We start from the raw sequence: 15,921 nt of genomic DNA on the forward strand, positions 1-15,921 counted from the left end.
AGCTAATTGACAGAAAAATTGTATACGTTATAAAGCTGACATGGCCTGTCAAACGGGCCGGTCCGCGAGGAGTGCGGGCTGGAGGAGGAACAGCGATGATTGAAAAGCGGTGGCTGATTGCCTCCGGCGGAGACGGCTTGTCCGCTCTTCGGGGAGGTGTCTGATGCAGGGGCCGTCCTTCCTTGACCTTGTCGGCTTCGGCCCGGAGGGCTGGGGTGCTGCCTTGCTGATGGCGACCGGCATGACCCTGGCCGTCGCCACCGGTGGCTTCGCTGCGGGTTCCGTCATCGGTGCGGGCGTTGCCGGCGCAAAGCTGTCCCGCAGCCGGGCGCTGCGTGCCTTCGGCGACGGCTATACGACCGTGTTGCGTGGCATTCCCGACCTCCTCGTCATCTATCTCTTCTATTTCGGTGGCAGTGCCGCGCTCGGCGTGGTGGGGCAGCTCTTCGGCGCGGATGGCTTCATCGGCATGCCGGCCTTCCTGACCGGCGTCCTCGCCATCGGCGTCGTTTCCGGCGCCTACCAGGCGGAGGTCTTTCGCGGGGCGTTCAATGCGATCAGCCGCGGCGAACTGGAGGCCGCCCGGTCGGTCGGCATGCGAACGGGGCTGCGGCTGCGCCGCATCATCGTACCCCAGGTGCTGCGCTATGCCATTCCGGGCCTCGGCAACACCTGGCAGTTGGTGCTGAAGGAATCGGCGCTGATTTCCGTCACCGGTCTCGTCGAGCTTCTGCGCCAGTCGCAGATCGCCGCCGGCTCCACCCGCCGGCCCTTCGACTTCTACATCACCGCCGCCGTGCTCTATCTCGTGATCACCGCCGTGTCCTCCTACCTCTTCCGCCAGGCGGAAGCCCGCGCCCTGCGCGGCGTCAGGAGGGCGTGATGGATTTCATTTTCCTCTCGGAAACGTTTCTCAACCTTCTCTCCGGGGTGCCGCTGACACTCAATCTGGCGCTCGTCTCCACGGCCTTCGGTGCGCTGCTTGCGGTGCTCCTGACGTTGATGCGGCTGTCATCCTGGCGCCCGGTCGGTTGGGTCGCGCAGTTCTACGTCTTCGTCTTCCGCGGCACGCCGCTGCTGGTGCAGATGTTCGTCATCTACTACGGCCTCGGCCAGTTCCGTCCGACGCTGCAGACCTGGGGTCTCTGGGTGTTCTTCCGTGAGCCCTATTGGTGCGCCATTTTCGCGCTGAGCCTCAACACCGCGGCCTATGGTTCGGAAATCCTGCGTGGCGGCCTGCAGGCCGTTCCGCACCGGGAGGTTGAGGCGGCGCGGGCAAGCGGCATGTGGGGTTTCCTGCTCTATCGCCGCATCATCTTCCCCATCGCCATCCGCCAGGCGCTGCCGGCCTATGGCAGCGAGATCATCCTCATGGTCAAGGCGACCTCGCTCGCCTCCGTCATCACCATGCTGGAAGTGACCGGCCTTGCCGCAAAGCTCATCTCGCAGTCCTACCGGGCCGTGGAAGTCTTCGTCGTCGCGGGCCTCATCTATCTCGCGCTGAACTTCGTCATCACGCGTCTCGTCGCGCTCATCGAATGGTGGCTGTCGCCCCATCTGCGCCCCGCCCCCACCGTGTCTACCGGAGCTGCGTTGCACCATGCTTGAACCTGCGCCCCTCACTGCCGCCACCACGCCGGCCGTCTCCGTCCGCAACCTGCGCAAGAGTTTTGGCGCGCTCGAAGTGCTGAAGGGCATTTCCTTCGATGCGCGGGAAGGCGAAGTCATCTCCGTTCTCGGCTCGTCCGGTTCCGGCAAGTCGACCATGCTGCGCTGCATCAACATGCTGGAAGTGCCGAGCGAGGGCGAGATCCGCATCGCAGGGGAGGCGATCCGCCTGAAGGACGGTCGCCATGGCCGCCAGCCCGCCGATCTCAGGCAGCTGAGCCGCCTGTGCACGAATGTCGCCATGGTGTTCCAGAGCTTCAATCTCTGGTCCCACATGACGATCCTCGAAAACGTCATGGAAGCCCCGGTCCATGTGCAGAAGCGGCCGAAGGCGGAATGCCGCGAGGAGGCGCTGGAGCTGCTGGCCAAGGTCGGTATCGCCGACAAGCGCGACTTCTATCCGAGCCATCTTTCCGGCGGTCAGCAGCAGCGCGCGGCGATCGCCCGGGCGCTCGCCATGAAACCGAAGGTCATGCTGTTCGACGAGCCGACCTCGGCGCTCGATCCGGAATTGGTCGGCGAGGTGCTGCGCGTCATGCGGGCGCTGGCGGACGAGGGGCGCACCATGCTCGTCGTCACCCATGAAATGGCCTTTGCCCGCGACGTTTCCAACCGCGTCATCTTCCTGCACCAGGGCCTGGTCGAGGAGGACGGCGATCCGGCAGACGTCTTCACGGCGCCGCGCTCGGATCGCTTCCGCAAGTTCATCTCGTCCCATGGCTAGAGCAGCGAGGGCGGCGGTGCCGCTATTTCGGGCCCCGGCTGTAGCCGACGAAGCTCTCGTAGAGGCTGGCGACGCTGTTCAGCCGCTCCTCGACCGCGGGGCCCCGGTGCGCGAAGACGCTGTTGAGCAGGAGCTGCATCAGCGTCCACATACCGGAGGTCGCATCCCAGAAGAGATTGAGGTCCGTCGGAACGGCAAAGACCTCGTCGCCGTAGCTTGCCGCCCAGTCGCAATAAAGGTCAGTGACGATGGTGATCGGCATGCCGCGTTCGGCCGCCTTGGCGGCCAGCAATTGCGACTGTCGGGAGTAGCGTCGCACATCGATCAGCACCAGCGTGCAGCCGGCGGGGTCCGTCAGCAGCACCTCGGCGAAGTTGCCGCCGGCAATGTCGACCAGTTGCACCTCGTCGCGCAGGTAGCGCAGCATGTGCACGAAAGATTCGGCAAGGCCCCGTTCGGTCTGGAAGCCGGCGACGAACACCCGGTCGGCCTCCGCGATGCGCTTGGCCGCCCGGTTCCAGGCCTCCGTATGGGCATGTTCATAGACGCGAACGACCGAAGCGACCGCAAGCTCGAGGCTGCGGGCGAGCGCGTCGTCGGTGGCGCTCTTCTGTTGCAGGTCGCGCAACCGGTCGCCGATGAGCCAGGGGCTGTCGCTGATGTCGTCCTTCAGCCGCTCCTTGAGGTCCTTGAACCCGTCATAGCCGATCGAGCGGCAGAAGCGGCCGACGGTCAGTTCGCTGACGCCCACCTTGTCGGCGACGCTGCGCGAGGTCTCGAAGGGCAGGTTGCTGATATTGGCCAGCATGAAGTTCGCCAGCGCCTTGCCGGAGGCCGACGCCTCCGTCAGTGCGGCCGTGAGCCGCTGCCGCACCGAGCTGTTGTCCATCCAGTTCTCGTTCCGCATGTCGCGCCTGTCCGCCCTTCGTGCCTGCCTGTTCCCCGAATAGCACGACGCGTGGCAGGCGCCAGCATGGTCTGCGGCCGTCGGAGGAGGTCGGTGTCGGGAATGTTATATAGTTGACTTTTAGTGAAATGAAGTCAGAAAACTAACATCCTCTCTCCTCCAGAACGGATTTCTGCCATGACCCCGATAGATCGCCCCGACAAAGATGTGCTCGTGCTTGGTGCCGGCATCATTGGTGTTTGCGTGGCCCTGCATTTGCAGAAGCGCGGAAAGTCCGTGCTGCTTGTCGATCGCCGCGCGCCGGGCGAGGAGACGAGCTACGGCAATGCCGGTCTCATCGAGCGGGCGAGCGTCATTCCCTATGGTTTCCCGCGCGAGATCCCGACCCTCCTGAAATATGCGACGAACCGCTCCGCCGACGTGCGGTTCCGCTGGACCTTCCTGCCGAAGCTCCTGCCCTGGATCGCCCGCTTCTGGTTCGAATCGTCCAGCCGGCGCCTGCGCCGGGCGGCCATGGACATGCTGCCGCTGATCGAGCGCTCCGTCACCGAGCATACGGACCTGATGGCCGAGGCGGGCATCCTGCACCGCGCCCGCCGCACCGGCTGGATGGAGGCCTACCGTACGGAAAGGGCTTTTTCCGCCGCCAAGGTCGCCGCCCGCGCGCTGGATGAATTCGGCATCCGCTATGATTTTCTCGGGCCGAAGGACCTGCAGGCACGCGAGCCGCATCTTGCCGGCAGCTTCGCCGGTGCCGTGCACTGGCTCGATCCCGCGACGGTCGCCGATCCCGGCGGGCTGGTGAAGGACTATGCCGACCTTTTCGTCCGCAAGGGCGGCGAGATCGTCGAGGCCGATGCGTCGACCCTTGCCGAGGAAGAGGGCGGCTGGAGCATCCGCACCAATGGCGGCACGGTGCGGGCCCGCGAGGCCGTGGTGGCGCTCGGCCCCTGGTCGGATGCGGTCTACCGCCGGCTCGGCTATCGGGTGCCGCTCGCTGTCAAGCGCGGTTACCATGTGCATATCGAGCCGGCGGGCGATGCCGTGCTCAATCACCCCGTCGTCGATGTCGAGCGCGGCTACCTGCTGGCGCCGATGACGAAGGGCATTCGCCTCACCACCGGCATCGAGTTCGCCGAGCGGGACGAGGCTCCGACGCCCGTTCAGGTCGATCAGACGGAGCCCCATGCCCGTGCGATCTTTCCGCTCGGCCGCCGCGTCGAGCCGGCGCCGTGGATGGGTGCGCGGCCCTGTCTGCCCGACATGCGCCCGATCATCGGCCCTGCGCCGCGCCACAAGGGCCTGTGGTTCGCCTTCGGCCACAATCATCACGGCCTGACGCTCGGCCCGGCCACCGGGCGGCTTCTGGCGGAAATGATGACGGGCGAAAAGCCCTTTGCCGACCCGGCACCCTACGCAATGAGCCGGTTCGGCTGACGTTCTGGAGATTTGGAGACAGCAATGCGGGAAGAGTTCGTTCTCATCAATGTGCGGCCGAATGGCGAGGCGGCGAAGGATGTCGTCGTCAGGGACGGGCGTTTTGCCGAAATCGTCCCGCACGGTTCCCGCGCCTTTGGCGGGATGCGCGTGGTGGACGGCGAAGGGCTCCTGCTGTTGCCGGGCCTCGTCGACGCCCACACCCATCTCGACAAGACTCTCCTCGGCATGCCCTGGTATCGCAACGATGTCGGCCTCGAACTGATCGACCTCATCGAGAACGAGCGCCGCATGAAGCGCGAGCTCGGCATCGATCCGCAGCGCCAGTCCGCCGCCCAGATCGAGCGTTCCGTCGCAAACGGCACCACCCATATCCGCACCCATGTCGATATCGACACGGAGTACGGCCTTGCCGGCCTCGAGGGCGTGCTGGCTTCGCGTGAGCGTTACCGCGATATCGTCGACATCGAGATCGTCGCCTTCCCGCAGAGCGGCATGCTGATCCGCCCCGGTACGGCGGAGCTCATGGACCGGGCGATGCGCGAGGGGGCGGACGTGGTCGGCGGGCTCGACCCGTCCGGCGTCGACCGCGATCCGAAGGGCCATCTCGACACGGTCTTCGCTCTCGCGGAACGTTACGGCAAGCCGGTGGACATCCACTTGCACGAGCCCGATTCGCTCGGCGTCTTCGCGATCGAGCTGATCGTGGAGCGCACCAAAGCGCTCGGCATGGCGAACCGGGTGACCGTCAGCCACGGCTTCTGCCTCGGCATGCTCGCCGATAAGCCGCTGGCACGGCTCGGCGGCATGATGGCCGAGGCCGGCGTGCACCTGATGACCAAGGGCGGTGCGGCAAGCCCGCGCCCCCCGGTGCTCGATCTTGCGGAAATGGGCGTCAACATCGCCTCGGGCTGCGACGGCGTGCGCGATACCTGGCAGCCCTTCGGCAATGCCGACATGCTCGACCGGGCAGCGATCGTCTCCCAGCGCAACGATTTCATCAACGATGTCCACATCGAGCTGGCGCTCCGCCTGTGCACCTATGGCGGCGCGGCGATGATGGCCATCGAGGGTTACGGCCTTTCGGCCGGTTGCGATGCGAGCTTCGTGCTCGTGGATGCCGAGACGCCGGCCGATGCCGTGGCATCCCGCCCGGTTCGCCGGGCGGTTTACCGGAAAGGGGTTCCGGTTGCCCGGGACGGCGCGCTCGTCGCGGCCTGAGGCAAGGGTGAAGGTTTTCAAACATTGGCTAGGAGGAGTTGCCATTATGTTGAAGTCGCTTGGTAAGACAGTCATCGCCCTCGGGGTGATCCTCGGAGCATCCGCGGCACAGGCCGAGGAGCGCACGATCACGATCGCGACGGAAGGCGCCTATGCGCCGTGGAACTTCACGGAAGCCGGCGGCAAGCTGGCGGGCTACGAGATCGACATGCTGGAGGATCTCTGCCCGCGCATGAAGGTCAAGTGCGAGATCGTCGTGCAGGACTGGGACGGGCTGATCCCGGCGTTGAACGCCGGCAAGTTTGACGCCATCGTCGCCGGCATGCTTCAGACCGAGGAGCGGGAAAAGGTCATTACCTTCTCGCGCAACTACGGCACCGGCTCGGCCGCCTTCCTCGTTCGCAAGGATTCGCCGCTCGCCAACATGCCTGTCGGCAAGCAGGTCGACATGGGCAAGGACAAGGAGGCGGCGAAGGCCGCCGCTGCGGAAATGCTGCCCTTCATGGAAGGCACCGTCATGGGCGGCCAGGGTGCGACGACCGCCGGCCAGATCATGGCAGAACTGTTTCCGGGGATCGAGTTCCGCGAATACAAGTCGACGGAACAGCACGACCTCGACCTTGAGGCCGGCCGCATCGACGGCGTGATGGCGTCCCCCGTCGCGCTCGACCGGACGCTGGAGAAGATCGGTGCCGACCAGGTGGTCTTCGCCGGCACCGAGTTCACCGGCGGCCCGCTCGGGGGCGGCCAGTCGGTCGGCCTGCGCAAGGCGGATACCGAGCTGAAGGCGAAGTTCGACGAGGCGATCAACGCGGCGATCGCCGACGGAACGCTGTCGCGCCTCGCCGTCAAATGGTTCAAGCGCGATATCGCGCCGAAGAAGTAATTTGGCATGGAAAGGCCGGGCCGCGTGAACGCGCGGCCCGTGCATGATTGACAGGACGACAGGACGAGCATCATGACGACACTTCCCGCTTCCGGCCGCATCGACGGTCCGGTCCTTCTCACCGCCCGCTGGGTCGTCGGCCATCGCGATGGGCGCCATGTGATCTATGACGACGGCGTCGTTGTCTTCGAGGGGGACAAGGTCGTCTTCGTCGGGCATGACTATCCGGGGGAGGTCGCCGAGCGCATCGACTACGGCAATGCCATCCTCTCGCCCGGCTTCATCGATCTCGATGCGCTTTCCGACCTCGACACGACCGTGCTCGCCTTTGACAACCAGCCGTCCTGGAAGAAGGGCCGGGTCTGGCCGAAAAGCTACATGGACCGTGCCTACGAGATGTACACGCAGGAAGAGCTGGCGTTCCAGAAGCGCTATGCCTTCGCCCAGCTCATCCGCAACGGCATCACCACCGCACTGCCCATCGCGTCGCTGTTCTACCGTGAATGGGGCGAGACGGATGCGGAATTCTCCGCCGCCGCCGATGCGGCGCATGCGCTTGGCCTGCGCGTCTATCTTGGCCCGGCCTACCGCTCCGGCAACAGTTATGTCGACGAGAACGGCAAGATCGCCTTCTTCTACGACGAGGAGCGCGGCTTCCGCAGCCTTGCCGAATCGCTCGCCTTTGCCGAACGCATCGAAGGGTTGGCCTCGCCGCTGGTGCGCGCCATGCTGGCGCCCGACCGCCTCGAAACCAACACGCCGGATATGCTGCGCCGCACGGCGGATGCCGGCCGCGACCTCGATATCCCGATCCGCCAGCATAGCTGCCAGTCCGGGCTCGAATTCGACCGCATCACCAGCACCTACGGCATGACACCGCTGGAATGGATGGATGCCCTCGGCGTGCTGAACGAGCGCATGCTGCTGCCGCACGGCGAATATGTCGCGGGCACACGCAATGTCGATCGCCCGGGCCGCGACCTCGATATCCTGAAGAATTCCGGCGCGACGCTGGTGCATTGCCCTATCGTCTCGGGTCGCCATGGCGGGTTCATGGACAGCTTTTCGAAGTTCCGCGACATGGGCGTGCGCATCGGCCTCGGCACGGACACCTGGCCGCCGGATTTCATCCAGAACATGCAGGTCGGCATGCTGCTTTCGCGGGTCACGGACGGTTCGATCGAGACGGTACGCTCCGAACACTATTTCGACGCCGGAACGCTCGGTGGCGCGGATGCCCTGCGGCGGCCCGATCTCGGACGTCTGCAGCCCGGCTCGAAGGCTGACATCATCGTCATCGACATGGGACACGATCGTATCGGCCATGTCATCGATCCGATTCAGACCCTGATGATGTCGAGCTCCGGCCGCGATGTCACCGATGTGATCATCGACGGTCGCTTCGTGATGGTCGGTGGCCAGATCCCCGGTTTCGACGCCAAGGCGGAGCAGGCGCGGGCACAGCGCCAGTTCGACGGCCTCTTGGCCCGCTATCCCGAACGCACCTACGGCCATCCTCCCGTCGAGGAGATTTTCTCCGCGGCCTATCCGCGCCTTGGCCGGAAAAGCTAAGGCGCGGGCACAGGTTCCGGCGGCAAGAGAACAGCCGGAACCTGTGCCGCATTCCAGGCGTTTGCTCATCGAAGATCGGGATTGATAATAGTCTATAGATTTACTGTATAAATCTCGCTAGAGTGTCGGCACGGTCTTCGCAGGAGGGAATGCATGACGCTTGAAACGGATGTGGCCATCATCGGCTCGGGCTATTCGGCGGTCGCTCTGGCGCTGAACCTCGTCGATCTCCTGCCGCCCAGGGCGAAGGTCAGCCTTGTTGGCAGGGCCGCCGGGCAGGGGCGGGGCATCGCCTATTCCACCAAGGCGGAATGCCATCTCCTCAACGTGCCGGCTGGCCGCATGAGCCTTTTCGCCGACCGGCCGAACCACTTCCTCGCCTGGCTTGCCGGGCAGGGATACCCCTGGTCGGCCGACGACTTCGTACCGCGCCGCATTTACGGCACCTATGTGCGCGATTGCCTCGACCAGGCGATGAAGCGCACCGGCAACCGTGCCGCGATCACTCTCGTCGATGCCGAGGCGCTGGCGGCGGAAGCCGGGCAGGACGGCGGTCTCGTCTTCACGCTTTCCGACGGCGGGCGACTGTCCGCGCGCGTCTCGGCGCTTTGCACGGGAGCCGGCACGCGCCGCCTGCCGCTGCCGGAGGATATGGTCCCGTCCGCAGCGCGCTCCTTCGTCGTCGAGGATCCCTGGGCGGACGCCTGGTGGGAGCGCCTGCCGGCGGATGCGGACGTGCTATTCATCGGCACGGGCCTTACGACCATCGACCAGTTGCTTCTGCTCAAGCGCCGCGGCTTCCGCGGCACCATGCACGCCCTGTCGCGGCATGGCCTGTTGCCCCAGCCGCATCTTGCCCGCCGGGCCGATCCGGTGGAGACGGCGCTTGTTCCAGGCGGGGGTGAGGTCAGCACGATGCTTGCGGCCCTGCGCCGGCAGGCCGAGGCGGCGCCGGACTGGCGCACCGTCATGGACGGTCTTCGGCCGGCCACGCAGGACCTCTGGAAGGGCTGGAGCGCCGGCCAGCGCAACCGCTTCCTGCGCCATGCTGCCTCCTTCTGGAATGTCCACCGCCACCGCATGGCTCCGGCCGTCGCCGAGGAGATTGCGGCGCTGCGCCGGTCCGGGCAGCTCGTCATCCACCGTGGTCGGCTGGAGGCGCTGCATCTCAAGGACGGCCGGCTTGCCGCCGTTCTCCGCGACGGTACGCCGCTGGCAGCCCATCTCGCCGTCAACTGCACCGGCCTCGATCGATGTACGGTTGCCGCCTCGCCGCTGCTGGCGAGCCTTGCCGCCCACGGTATCCTCCAGCCTGATCCGCACGGCCTCGGCATCCTTGTCGATGACAGGGCTGCGGTTCGTGCCGACGAGGGTACCGGCAGGGCGCGCCTCTACGCCCTTGGCCCGCTCACTGCCGGCCACAGCTGGGAGATCACGGCCGTTCCCGATATCCGCGTCCAGGCGCGCGCCGTCGCGGCGAGCATCAATGCCGAGGTCGTCGCCGGATGACGACGGGCTCCGGCGCCCCGAGCGGCGTGCCGGCTCCACGCCCGCCGCGCGTGGCCTGACGCGATGATCGCGCTGAAATCCAAATATGCCCTGCGTGCGCTCATCGCGCTGGCGCGTGCCGGCCCGGGCGAGACCCTGCAGATCGGCACCATCGCCACACGCGAGACGATCCCGAAAAAGTTTCTCGAGCAGATCCTGCTCGACCTCAAGCATGCCGGTCTCGTTGCCAGCCGCAGGGGCCAGCACGGCGGCTATCATCTGCTGCGGGCGCCGCAGGAGATCGCCTTTGGCGAGGTCCTGCGCATTCTGGAAGGCCCCTTCGTTCCGCTCGCCTGCCTTGGCAATGGCGGGCATCGTCGCTGCGATGATTGCCGCGACGAGCGCCTTTGCGCCGTGCGCCGGGTCTTTGCAAAGGTCGCCGTCGCATCCGGCGAAATCCTCGACGGCACGACGCTCGCGGACGTCCTGTCCGATCCTGCCGACAGGCTGGACGGTGAACGTTCGTCAATTATTCTAGTAAAAAGGTAGAAAATTATCGGACGCTGCGCTATCATGGCGGTCAGGCGTCTCGGATCTTCGCGAGGGAAAGGACAGCGCATGTTCTTCGAAAGGGCCGTCAGGGAAGAAGGCACGCGGCCGGCAGGTCTGTCGGTGATGCGCATCGCGGTGATCGGCGCCGGTCCGTCCGGCCTTGCCACGACCATCGCGCTGATGCGGCGGTTCCACCGCCCTTTCGAGGCCTGGCTGATCGACGCCGAGGACGCACCGGGTGCTTTCGCCGACGGCGCGGCCGGCAGGGCGTTGACGACGGAGCCGGCGCGCGATCTCTCCGTCGTGCCGGATCGCCCGGAGGATTTCTGCGACTGGCTGAAAACGGGTCTGCTCTCCGGCGGTGTCGTCTCGGCGTTGCGTGGGGCGCAGGACCTGCATGTGCCGCGCAGCCTGTTCCGTGACTATGTCATGGCCCGCTTCGCCGAGGCATTGAGCCTGCGCCGGGACGTGCGCATCCGCACGTTCCGCGGCGCCGTGCGCCATATCGGCGCTTGCGGGGAAGGATTGCGTGTCGCGTTTCGCGACGGGGAGCATGCGGATTTCGCCCATGTCGTGGTCGCCACCGGTTTCGGTATTGCCCAGCGCGAGGCCGCGTCCTGGCGCGATGCGCGGGCGGCGGCCGAACGGCTGTCGCAGGCAAAGGCTCCATCACCGCTGACGCTGGTTGGCAACGGGCCGCGCCTTGCCGCCATCCTGCTCGATCTGAGGGCAGGGGGGTATGCCGGCGAAATCCATGTCGCCGCCGCGGCTGGCCGGCTGCCGCAGCCGCATGGCCATGGCGAAGGCGGTGTGACACTGGGCGTGCCGCCGGCCACCCGTTCCCTGAAGGACGCCTTCCGCTACATCCGCAGGGAATGTAGCGCCGCGGAAGCGCAGGGCGGCGGCTGGCAGACCGTCGTCGATGCCGCTTCCGCCCGCCTGTCCGTCGTCTGGCGCCATCTGCCCCGGGCGGAACGCAACCACTACCGGCGCCATCTCCTGCGCCTGCACCGGCACTTTTCCGTCCGCATCGCCCGGGATATCCATCGACGCCTCGCCGGCGAGTTCGAAACGGGTCGCACCCGCTTTGTGCCGCCCTGCGATCCGAAATCCGCCGGCGAAAACACCATCGACTGTCGCGAGACCCCTTCCGCCCGGGCACTTGCCGGCCTGCTCGGCCGCGACGTTGCGGCGCTCACCGTCGACGATTGCGGCCGCCTCGTCAGTCACGACGAGGTGCTGTGCGGCCTGTCCGTCGTGGGCGCCGTCGCCTCCAGCCTGCGGCCGGGCCCGTTCACCTTTGCTGAAACGGTGCGGCAGGCCTACCGGGCGGTTCTCGATATCCAGACGCAGGGCCTTGCCCACGTCTCGCAGCGCTGACGGCGCATCCGCCGCGAAAAAAAGTTTGGGCGAGGCGGCGAAGCCGGCGGTTTTTCGCGGATGCTTTTTGCGCGCGAGGACGGATTGGCCGGATGAAATGTTCGCTGCCTGCCGGAATCCACAGGTCGTCCGTTGCGTGCTTCCGGCCGGTTTGAAACCCGTTTTGCGAGTTGCAGAGGCATTGTTGACTAACTCTACTAATTCACTAGGGTTTATGTGGGATAGAAATCCAAGGAGGTTGGAGATGTCGATATTGGCCAAACGGTTCGGGGCTTTGATCGTGGGTGTCGGGCTTGCGCTCGGCGGGGTGACGGGGGCGTTCGCCGAGACGACGCTGCTCAACGTCTCCTATGACCCGACGCGCGAGCTCTACAAGGATTACAACGAGGCCTTTGCCAAGCATTGGAAGGCAGAGACCGGCGAAGACGTCACCGTGCAGCAGTCGCATGGCGGCTCCGGCAAGCAGGCCCGCGCGGTGATCGACGGGCTGGAAGCGGACGTGGTGACGCTGGCGCTCGAAAGCGATATCAACGCCATCGTCGAAAAGACCGGCAAGATCAACAAGGACTGGCGCACCCGCCTGCCGAACAATTCGGCGCCCTACACCTCGACCATCGTCTTCCTGGTGCGCAAGGGCAACCCGAAGGGCATCCAGAACTGGGGCGACCTTGTGAAGGGCGACGTGCAGATCGTCACTCCGAACCCGAAAACCTCGGGCGGCGCCCGCTGGAACTATCTCGCAGCCTGGGCCTGGGCAAACCAGGAGTTCGGCGGCGACCAGGACAAGATCAAGGCTTATATCGCCGAGCTCTTCAAGCGTGCGCCGGTCCTCGATACGGGTGCCCGCGGTTCGCTGACCACCTTTGCCCAGCGCCAGATCGGCGACGTGCTGCTCGCCTGGGAAAACGAAGCCTATCTCGCCGGCGCGGAATTCGGGGCGGACTCCTTTGATATCGTCGCTCCGCCGATCTCGATCCTCGCCGAGCCGCCCGTCACGGTGGTCGACGGCAATGTCGATGCCAAGGGCACGCGCAAGCAGGCCGAGGCCTATCTGGAGTACCTCTATTCCGAGGAAGGCCAGAACATCGCGGCGAAACACTTCTACCGGCCCTCGAAGCGCGAGGTGGTCAAGCCGGAGTTGCTGCAACAGCTTCCCGACATTAAGCTGGTGACGATCGACGACCCGATCTTCGGCGGCTGGGTGAAGGCACAGCCCGAGCATTTCGGTGATGGCGGCGTCTTCGACCAGATCTACAAGCCGGGGAACTGAAACCTTTGACGACATCTGCTGCTGCTTCCGGGCGGTGGCGACTGAGACAGCCGAGTGTCATTCCGGGTTTCGGACTGACGCTCGGCTTTTCGCTCGCTTACCTGACCCTCATCATCCTCATCCCGCTCGCCGGCCTCGTCTGGCGGTCGGCCTCGCTGTCCGGTGCGGAATTTCTCGCAATCCTCGCCGATGAACGCACGCTCAACGCCCTGAAGGTCTCCTTCGGCACGGCCTTCATCGCGGCACTCGTCAATGTCGTCTTCGGCGTCATCGTCGCCTGGGTCATCGTGCGCTACGAGTTCCCCGGCCGGCGCATCGTCGATGCCATCGTCGATCTGCCTTTTGCGCTGCCGACGGCCGTCGCCGGCATCGCGCTCGCCGCGCTCTATGCACCGAACGGCTGGATCGGCCAGATCCTCAACCTCGTCGGCATCAAGGCGGCCTTCAATCCGACCGGCATCGTCATCGCGCTCGTCTTCATCGGCCTGCCCTTCGTGGTGCGCACGGTGCAGCCGATCATGGAGGAGATCGACAGCGAGGTGGAGGAGGCGGCCGCGACCCTCGGCGCCAATCGCTTCCAGACCGTCTTCCGGGTCCTGCTGCCCGGCCTTGCGCCAGCGATCCTCACGGGCTTTGCGCTGGCCTTCGCCCGCGGCGTCGGCGAATATGGCTCGGTCATCTTCATCGCCGGCAACATTCCCTATGTTTCGGAAATCGCGCCGCTGCTCATCGTCATCCGCCTGGAAGAGTTCAACTACGGCGCCGCGACGGCGATCGCCACCATCATGCTGGGGATCTCCTTCGCCATGCTGCTCGTCATCAACCTCATCCAGGCCTGGAACCGCCGGAGGTATGGCCATGGCGCATGAGACCTCCCGCCGCCTGCGCTCCCCGACGACGGAAGCGCCGTTCGCCCGTTACAGTCTGATGGCGCTCGCCTTCCTGTTCCTGGCGCTCTTCCTCATCCTGCCGCTCGTCGCCGTCTTCATCGAGGCCTTCCGCAAGGGGGCGGGCGAGTTCTTTACCTCGCTCGGCGATGCCGACACGATGGCCGCCATCCGCCTGACGCTGCTCGTCGCCGGCATCGCCGTGCCGCTCAACCTCGTCTTCGGCGTGGCGGCGGCCTGGGCCATCGCCAAGTTCGAATTCAAGGGCAAGGCGTTCCTCACGACGCTGATCGACCTGCCGTTCTCGGTCTCGCCGGTCATTTCCGGCCTCGTCTATGTGCTGCTCTTCGGCGCCGGCAGCGCGCTCGGCCCCTGGCTCAAGAGCTACGGCATCGAGATCCTGTTCGCCGTGCCGGGCATTGTGCTGGCCACCGTCTTCGTCACCTTTCCCTTCGTCGCGCGCGAACTCATCCCGCTGATGCAGGAGCAGGGCACCGGCGACGAGGAGGCCGCCCTGTCGCTCGGCGCCTCCGGCTGGCAGACCTTCTGGTACGTGACGCTGCCCAACATCAAATGGGGCCTGCTCTACGGCGTGTTGCTCTGTAATGCGCGCGCCATGGGCGAGTTCGGGGCGGTCTCGGTGGTCTCTGGCCATATCCGCGGCCTCACCAACACGATGCCGCTGCATGTGGAGATCCTGTACAACGAGTACAACTTCGTGGCCGCCTTCGCGGTGGCCTCGCTCCTCGCCGCGCTCGCCCTCGTCACGCTCGTCGTCAAGACGGCGCTCGAACTTCACTACGGCGCGGAAATCGCCGCCGGCCGCAAGCATTGACCTGAAAGGCACGCCCGTATGGACGTCAGTGTAAAAAACATCCGCAAGGAATTCGATCGATACCCGGCGCTGAACGATGTCTCGCTCGACATCCGCTCCGGTGAGCTGATCGCGCTTCTCGGCCCCTCCGGCTCCGGCAAGACGACGCTGCTGCGCCTCATTGCCGGCCTCGAGCAGCCGACGCTCGGAAAAATCTATTTCGGAGCCGAGGACGCTTCCCACAAGACGGTGCAGGAGCGTCATGTCGGCTTCGTCTTCCAGCACTATGCGCTTTTCCGCCACATGACGGTCGCCGACAACATCGCCTTCGGCCTCACGGTGCGACCGCGTGGCGAGCGGCCGGACAAGGCGGAAATCCGCCGCCGCGTCGGCGAGCTTCTGGAGATGGTGCAGCTCTCGGGCCTCGAAAAGCGCTATCCGAACCAGCTTTCCGGCGGCCAGCGGCAGCGCGTGGCGCTCGCCCGCGCCATGGCGATCGAGCCGAAGGTGCTGCTGCTCGACGAGCCTTTCGGCGCGCTCGATGCCAAGGTGCGCAAGGAGCTGCGCCGCTGGCTGCGCGAGTTCCACGACCGCACCGGACATACCACCGTCTTCGTCACCCACGACCAGGAAGAGGCGCTCGAACTCGCCGACCGCGTGGTGGTGATGAGCCAGGGCGCAATCGAGCAGGTCGGGTCCTCGGACGATGTCTACGACCGTCCCAACTCGCCCTTCGTCTTTTCCTTCATCGGTGACAGCGCCAGCCTGCCGGTCCAGGTGGCCGATGGCGCGGTCCGCTTCCAGGAGACGCCGATCGGCATCGCCCCGCGCGGGAGCGACATCACCTCCGGCACCGGCACGCTCTTCTTCCGCCCGCAGGATGTCGTCCTCGTCGAGGATGCCGCTGCGTCTGCGCTCGAAGGCCGTGTCGCCACCTCGCGCCGCCTTGCCGGCACCCGCATCGCCGATCTCGACATCGGCAAGCCCGGCGCGCCGCACCATGTCGAGATCGAGGTGCCGCTGGAAGCGACCGCCGCGACCGGCGCTACCATCCGCTTCCGCCCGACACGCTGGAAGATGTTTGCGGAATAAGAAAAGGCCGGCGCAGGGCGCCG

At 65.9% G+C, this 15,921-nt stretch carries 15 protein-coding genes; 14 read left to right on the forward strand and 1 reads right to left on the reverse strand.

The window, feature by feature from the left end; all coding sequences use genetic code 11:
• Nucleotides 1–163 precede the first annotated feature (163 nt).
• Genes K0P03_RS02870 through K0P03_RS02880 form a run of 3 tightly spaced genes read left to right on the forward strand, consistent with a single transcriptional unit; the run spans nucleotide 164 to nucleotide 2,392 of the window.
• Nucleotides 164–883, forward strand: coding sequence for an ABC transporter permease (locus K0P03_RS02870; protein ID WP_023514858.1), 720 nt, complete (start codon nucleotides 164–166; stop codon nucleotides 881–883).
• The gene (locus K0P03_RS02875; protein ID WP_272788848.1) at nucleotides 883–1,608 is read left to right on the forward strand and encodes an ABC transporter permease; all 726 of its coding nucleotides are present in this window, start codon (nucleotides 883–885) and stop codon (nucleotides 1,606–1,608) included. Before K0P03_RS02870 ends, K0P03_RS02875 begins: the two co-directional genes overlap by 1 nt.
• On the forward strand, nucleotides 1,601–2,392 hold the full coding sequence (locus K0P03_RS02880) for an ABC transporter ATP-binding protein (RefSeq protein ID WP_023514860.1): 792 nt from the start codon (nucleotides 1,601–1,603) through the stop codon (nucleotides 2,390–2,392). The genes K0P03_RS02875 and K0P03_RS02880 overlap by 8 nt, the downstream gene beginning before the upstream one ends.
• Before the next feature lie 22 nt (nucleotides 2,393–2,414).
• On the opposite strand, the gene K0P03_RS02885 is transcribed toward K0P03_RS02880, so the two are convergent.
• Nucleotides 2,415–3,299: a MurR/RpiR family transcriptional regulator gene (locus K0P03_RS02885; protein ID WP_272788849.1), complete on the reverse strand. Its 885-nt coding sequence runs from the start codon at nucleotides 3,297–3,299 to the stop codon at nucleotides 2,415–2,417.
• A 177-nt stretch (nucleotides 3,300–3,476) separates the two neighbouring features.
• Between K0P03_RS02885 and K0P03_RS02890 the strand changes: the two genes are divergently transcribed.
• The 11 genes from K0P03_RS02890 to K0P03_RS02940 all read left to right on the forward strand — a co-directional run bounded on the left by K0P03_RS02890 (nucleotide 3,477) and on the right by K0P03_RS02940 (nucleotide 15,898).
• The gene (locus tag K0P03_RS02890) at nucleotides 3,477–4,736 is read left to right on the forward strand and encodes an NAD(P)/FAD-dependent oxidoreductase (protein ID WP_023516655.1); all 1,260 of its coding nucleotides are present in this window, start codon (nucleotides 3,477–3,479) and stop codon (nucleotides 4,734–4,736) included.
• Nucleotides 4,737–4,760: 24 nt separating this feature from the next.
• The gene (locus tag K0P03_RS02895) at nucleotides 4,761–5,957 is read left to right on the forward strand and encodes an amidohydrolase family protein (protein WP_272788850.1); all 1,197 of its coding nucleotides are present in this window, start codon (nucleotides 4,761–4,763) and stop codon (nucleotides 5,955–5,957) included.
• A gap of 46 nt (nucleotides 5,958–6,003) precedes the next feature.
• Nucleotides 6,004–6,843: a transporter substrate-binding domain-containing protein gene (locus tag K0P03_RS02900; RefSeq protein ID WP_023516657.1), complete on the forward strand. Its 840-nt coding sequence runs from the start codon at nucleotides 6,004–6,006 to the stop codon at nucleotides 6,841–6,843.
• Nucleotides 6,844–6,915: 72 nt separating this feature from the next.
• Nucleotides 6,916–8,415 carry an amidohydrolase family protein gene (locus K0P03_RS02905; RefSeq protein WP_272788851.1) on the forward strand — a complete coding sequence of 500 codons (1,500 nt, stop codon included), beginning with the start codon at nucleotides 6,916–6,918 and terminating at the stop codon, nucleotides 8,413–8,415.
• A gap of 153 nt (nucleotides 8,416–8,568) precedes the next feature.
• A complete protein-coding gene (locus K0P03_RS02910) occupies nucleotides 8,569–9,924 on the forward strand; it encodes an FAD/NAD(P)-binding protein (RefSeq protein ID WP_272788852.1) in 1,356 nt (451 codons plus the stop codon).
• A 63-nt stretch (nucleotides 9,925–9,987) separates the two neighbouring features.
• Nucleotides 9,988–10,452: an RrF2 family transcriptional regulator gene (locus tag K0P03_RS02915; RefSeq protein WP_272788853.1), complete on the forward strand. Its 465-nt coding sequence runs from the start codon at nucleotides 9,988–9,990 to the stop codon at nucleotides 10,450–10,452.
• 69 nt (nucleotides 10,453–10,521) lie between these two features.
• Entirely contained in the window at nucleotides 10,522–11,835 is a 1,314-nt protein-coding gene (locus K0P03_RS02920) for an FAD/NAD(P)-binding protein (protein WP_272788854.1), read from the forward strand.
• 244 nt (nucleotides 11,836–12,079) lie between these two features.
• Nucleotides 12,080–13,105, forward strand: a complete 1,026-nt coding sequence (locus K0P03_RS02925; RefSeq protein ID WP_023515840.1) for a sulfate ABC transporter substrate-binding protein — start codon at nucleotides 12,080–12,082, stop codon at nucleotides 13,103–13,105.
• A gap of 5 nt (nucleotides 13,106–13,110) precedes the next feature.
• Complete coding sequence (gene cysT / locus K0P03_RS02930; protein WP_050745796.1) at nucleotides 13,111–13,974, forward strand: sulfate ABC transporter permease subunit CysT; 864 nt, start codon at nucleotides 13,111–13,113, stop codon at nucleotides 13,972–13,974.
• Complete coding sequence (cysW, locus tag K0P03_RS02935) at nucleotides 13,964–14,827, forward strand: sulfate ABC transporter permease subunit CysW (RefSeq protein ID WP_023515838.1); 864 nt, start codon at nucleotides 13,964–13,966, stop codon at nucleotides 14,825–14,827. The genes cysT and cysW overlap by 11 nt, the downstream gene beginning before the upstream one ends.
• Nucleotides 14,828–14,845: 18 nt before the next feature.
• Nucleotides 14,846–15,898, forward strand: a complete 1,053-nt coding sequence (locus tag K0P03_RS02940) for a sulfate/molybdate ABC transporter ATP-binding protein (RefSeq protein WP_272788855.1) — start codon at nucleotides 14,846–14,848, stop codon at nucleotides 15,896–15,898.
• Nucleotides 15,899–15,921 lie beyond the last annotated feature (23 nt).

The organism is Shinella sp. HY16, assembly GCF_028534175.1.
Taxonomy (GTDB): domain Bacteria; phylum Pseudomonadota; class Alphaproteobacteria; order Rhizobiales; family Rhizobiaceae; genus Shinella.

Bases quoted from the DNA above. Each gene is read 5' to 3' on its own strand.
- K0P03_RS02925 (WP_023515840.1), top strand. From the start codon at position 12,080: ATGTCGATATTGGCCAAACGGTTCGGGGCTTTGATCGTGGGTGTCGGG.
- K0P03_RS02880 (WP_023514860.1), top strand. From the start codon at position 1,601: ATGCTTGAACCTGCGCCCCTCACTGCCGCCACCACGCCGGCCGTCTCC.
- K0P03_RS02870 (WP_023514858.1), top strand. From the start codon at position 164: ATGCAGGGGCCGTCCTTCCTTGACCTTGTCGGCTTCGGCCCGGAGGGC.
- K0P03_RS02920 (WP_272788854.1), top strand. From the start codon at position 10,522: ATGTTCTTCGAAAGGGCCGTCAGGGAAGAAGGCACGCGGCCGGCAGGT.
- K0P03_RS02905 (WP_272788851.1), top strand. From the start codon at position 6,916: ATGACGACACTTCCCGCTTCCGGCCGCATCGACGGTCCGGTCCTTCTC.
- K0P03_RS02900 (WP_023516657.1), top strand. From the start codon at position 6,004: ATGTTGAAGTCGCTTGGTAAGACAGTCATCGCCCTCGGGGTGATCCTC.
- K0P03_RS02910 (WP_272788852.1), top strand. From the start codon at position 8,569: ATGACGCTTGAAACGGATGTGGCCATCATCGGCTCGGGCTATTCGGCG.
- cysW (WP_023515838.1), top strand. From the start codon at position 13,964: ATGGCGCATGAGACCTCCCGCCGCCTGCGCTCCCCGACGACGGAAGCG.
- K0P03_RS02940 (WP_272788855.1), top strand. From the start codon at position 14,846: ATGGACGTCAGTGTAAAAAACATCCGCAAGGAATTCGATCGATACCCG.
- K0P03_RS02885 (WP_272788849.1), bottom strand. From the start codon at position 3,299: ATGCGGAACGAGAACTGGATGGACAACAGCTCGGTGCGGCAGCGGCTC.
- K0P03_RS02895 (WP_272788850.1), top strand. From the start codon at position 4,761: ATGCGGGAAGAGTTCGTTCTCATCAATGTGCGGCCGAATGGCGAGGCG.
- K0P03_RS02890 (WP_023516655.1), top strand. From the start codon at position 3,477: ATGACCCCGATAGATCGCCCCGACAAAGATGTGCTCGTGCTTGGTGCC.
- K0P03_RS02915 (WP_272788853.1), top strand. From the start codon at position 9,988: ATGATCGCGCTGAAATCCAAATATGCCCTGCGTGCGCTCATCGCGCTG.
- K0P03_RS02875 (WP_272788848.1), top strand. From the start codon at position 883: ATGGATTTCATTTTCCTCTCGGAAACGTTTCTCAACCTTCTCTCCGGG.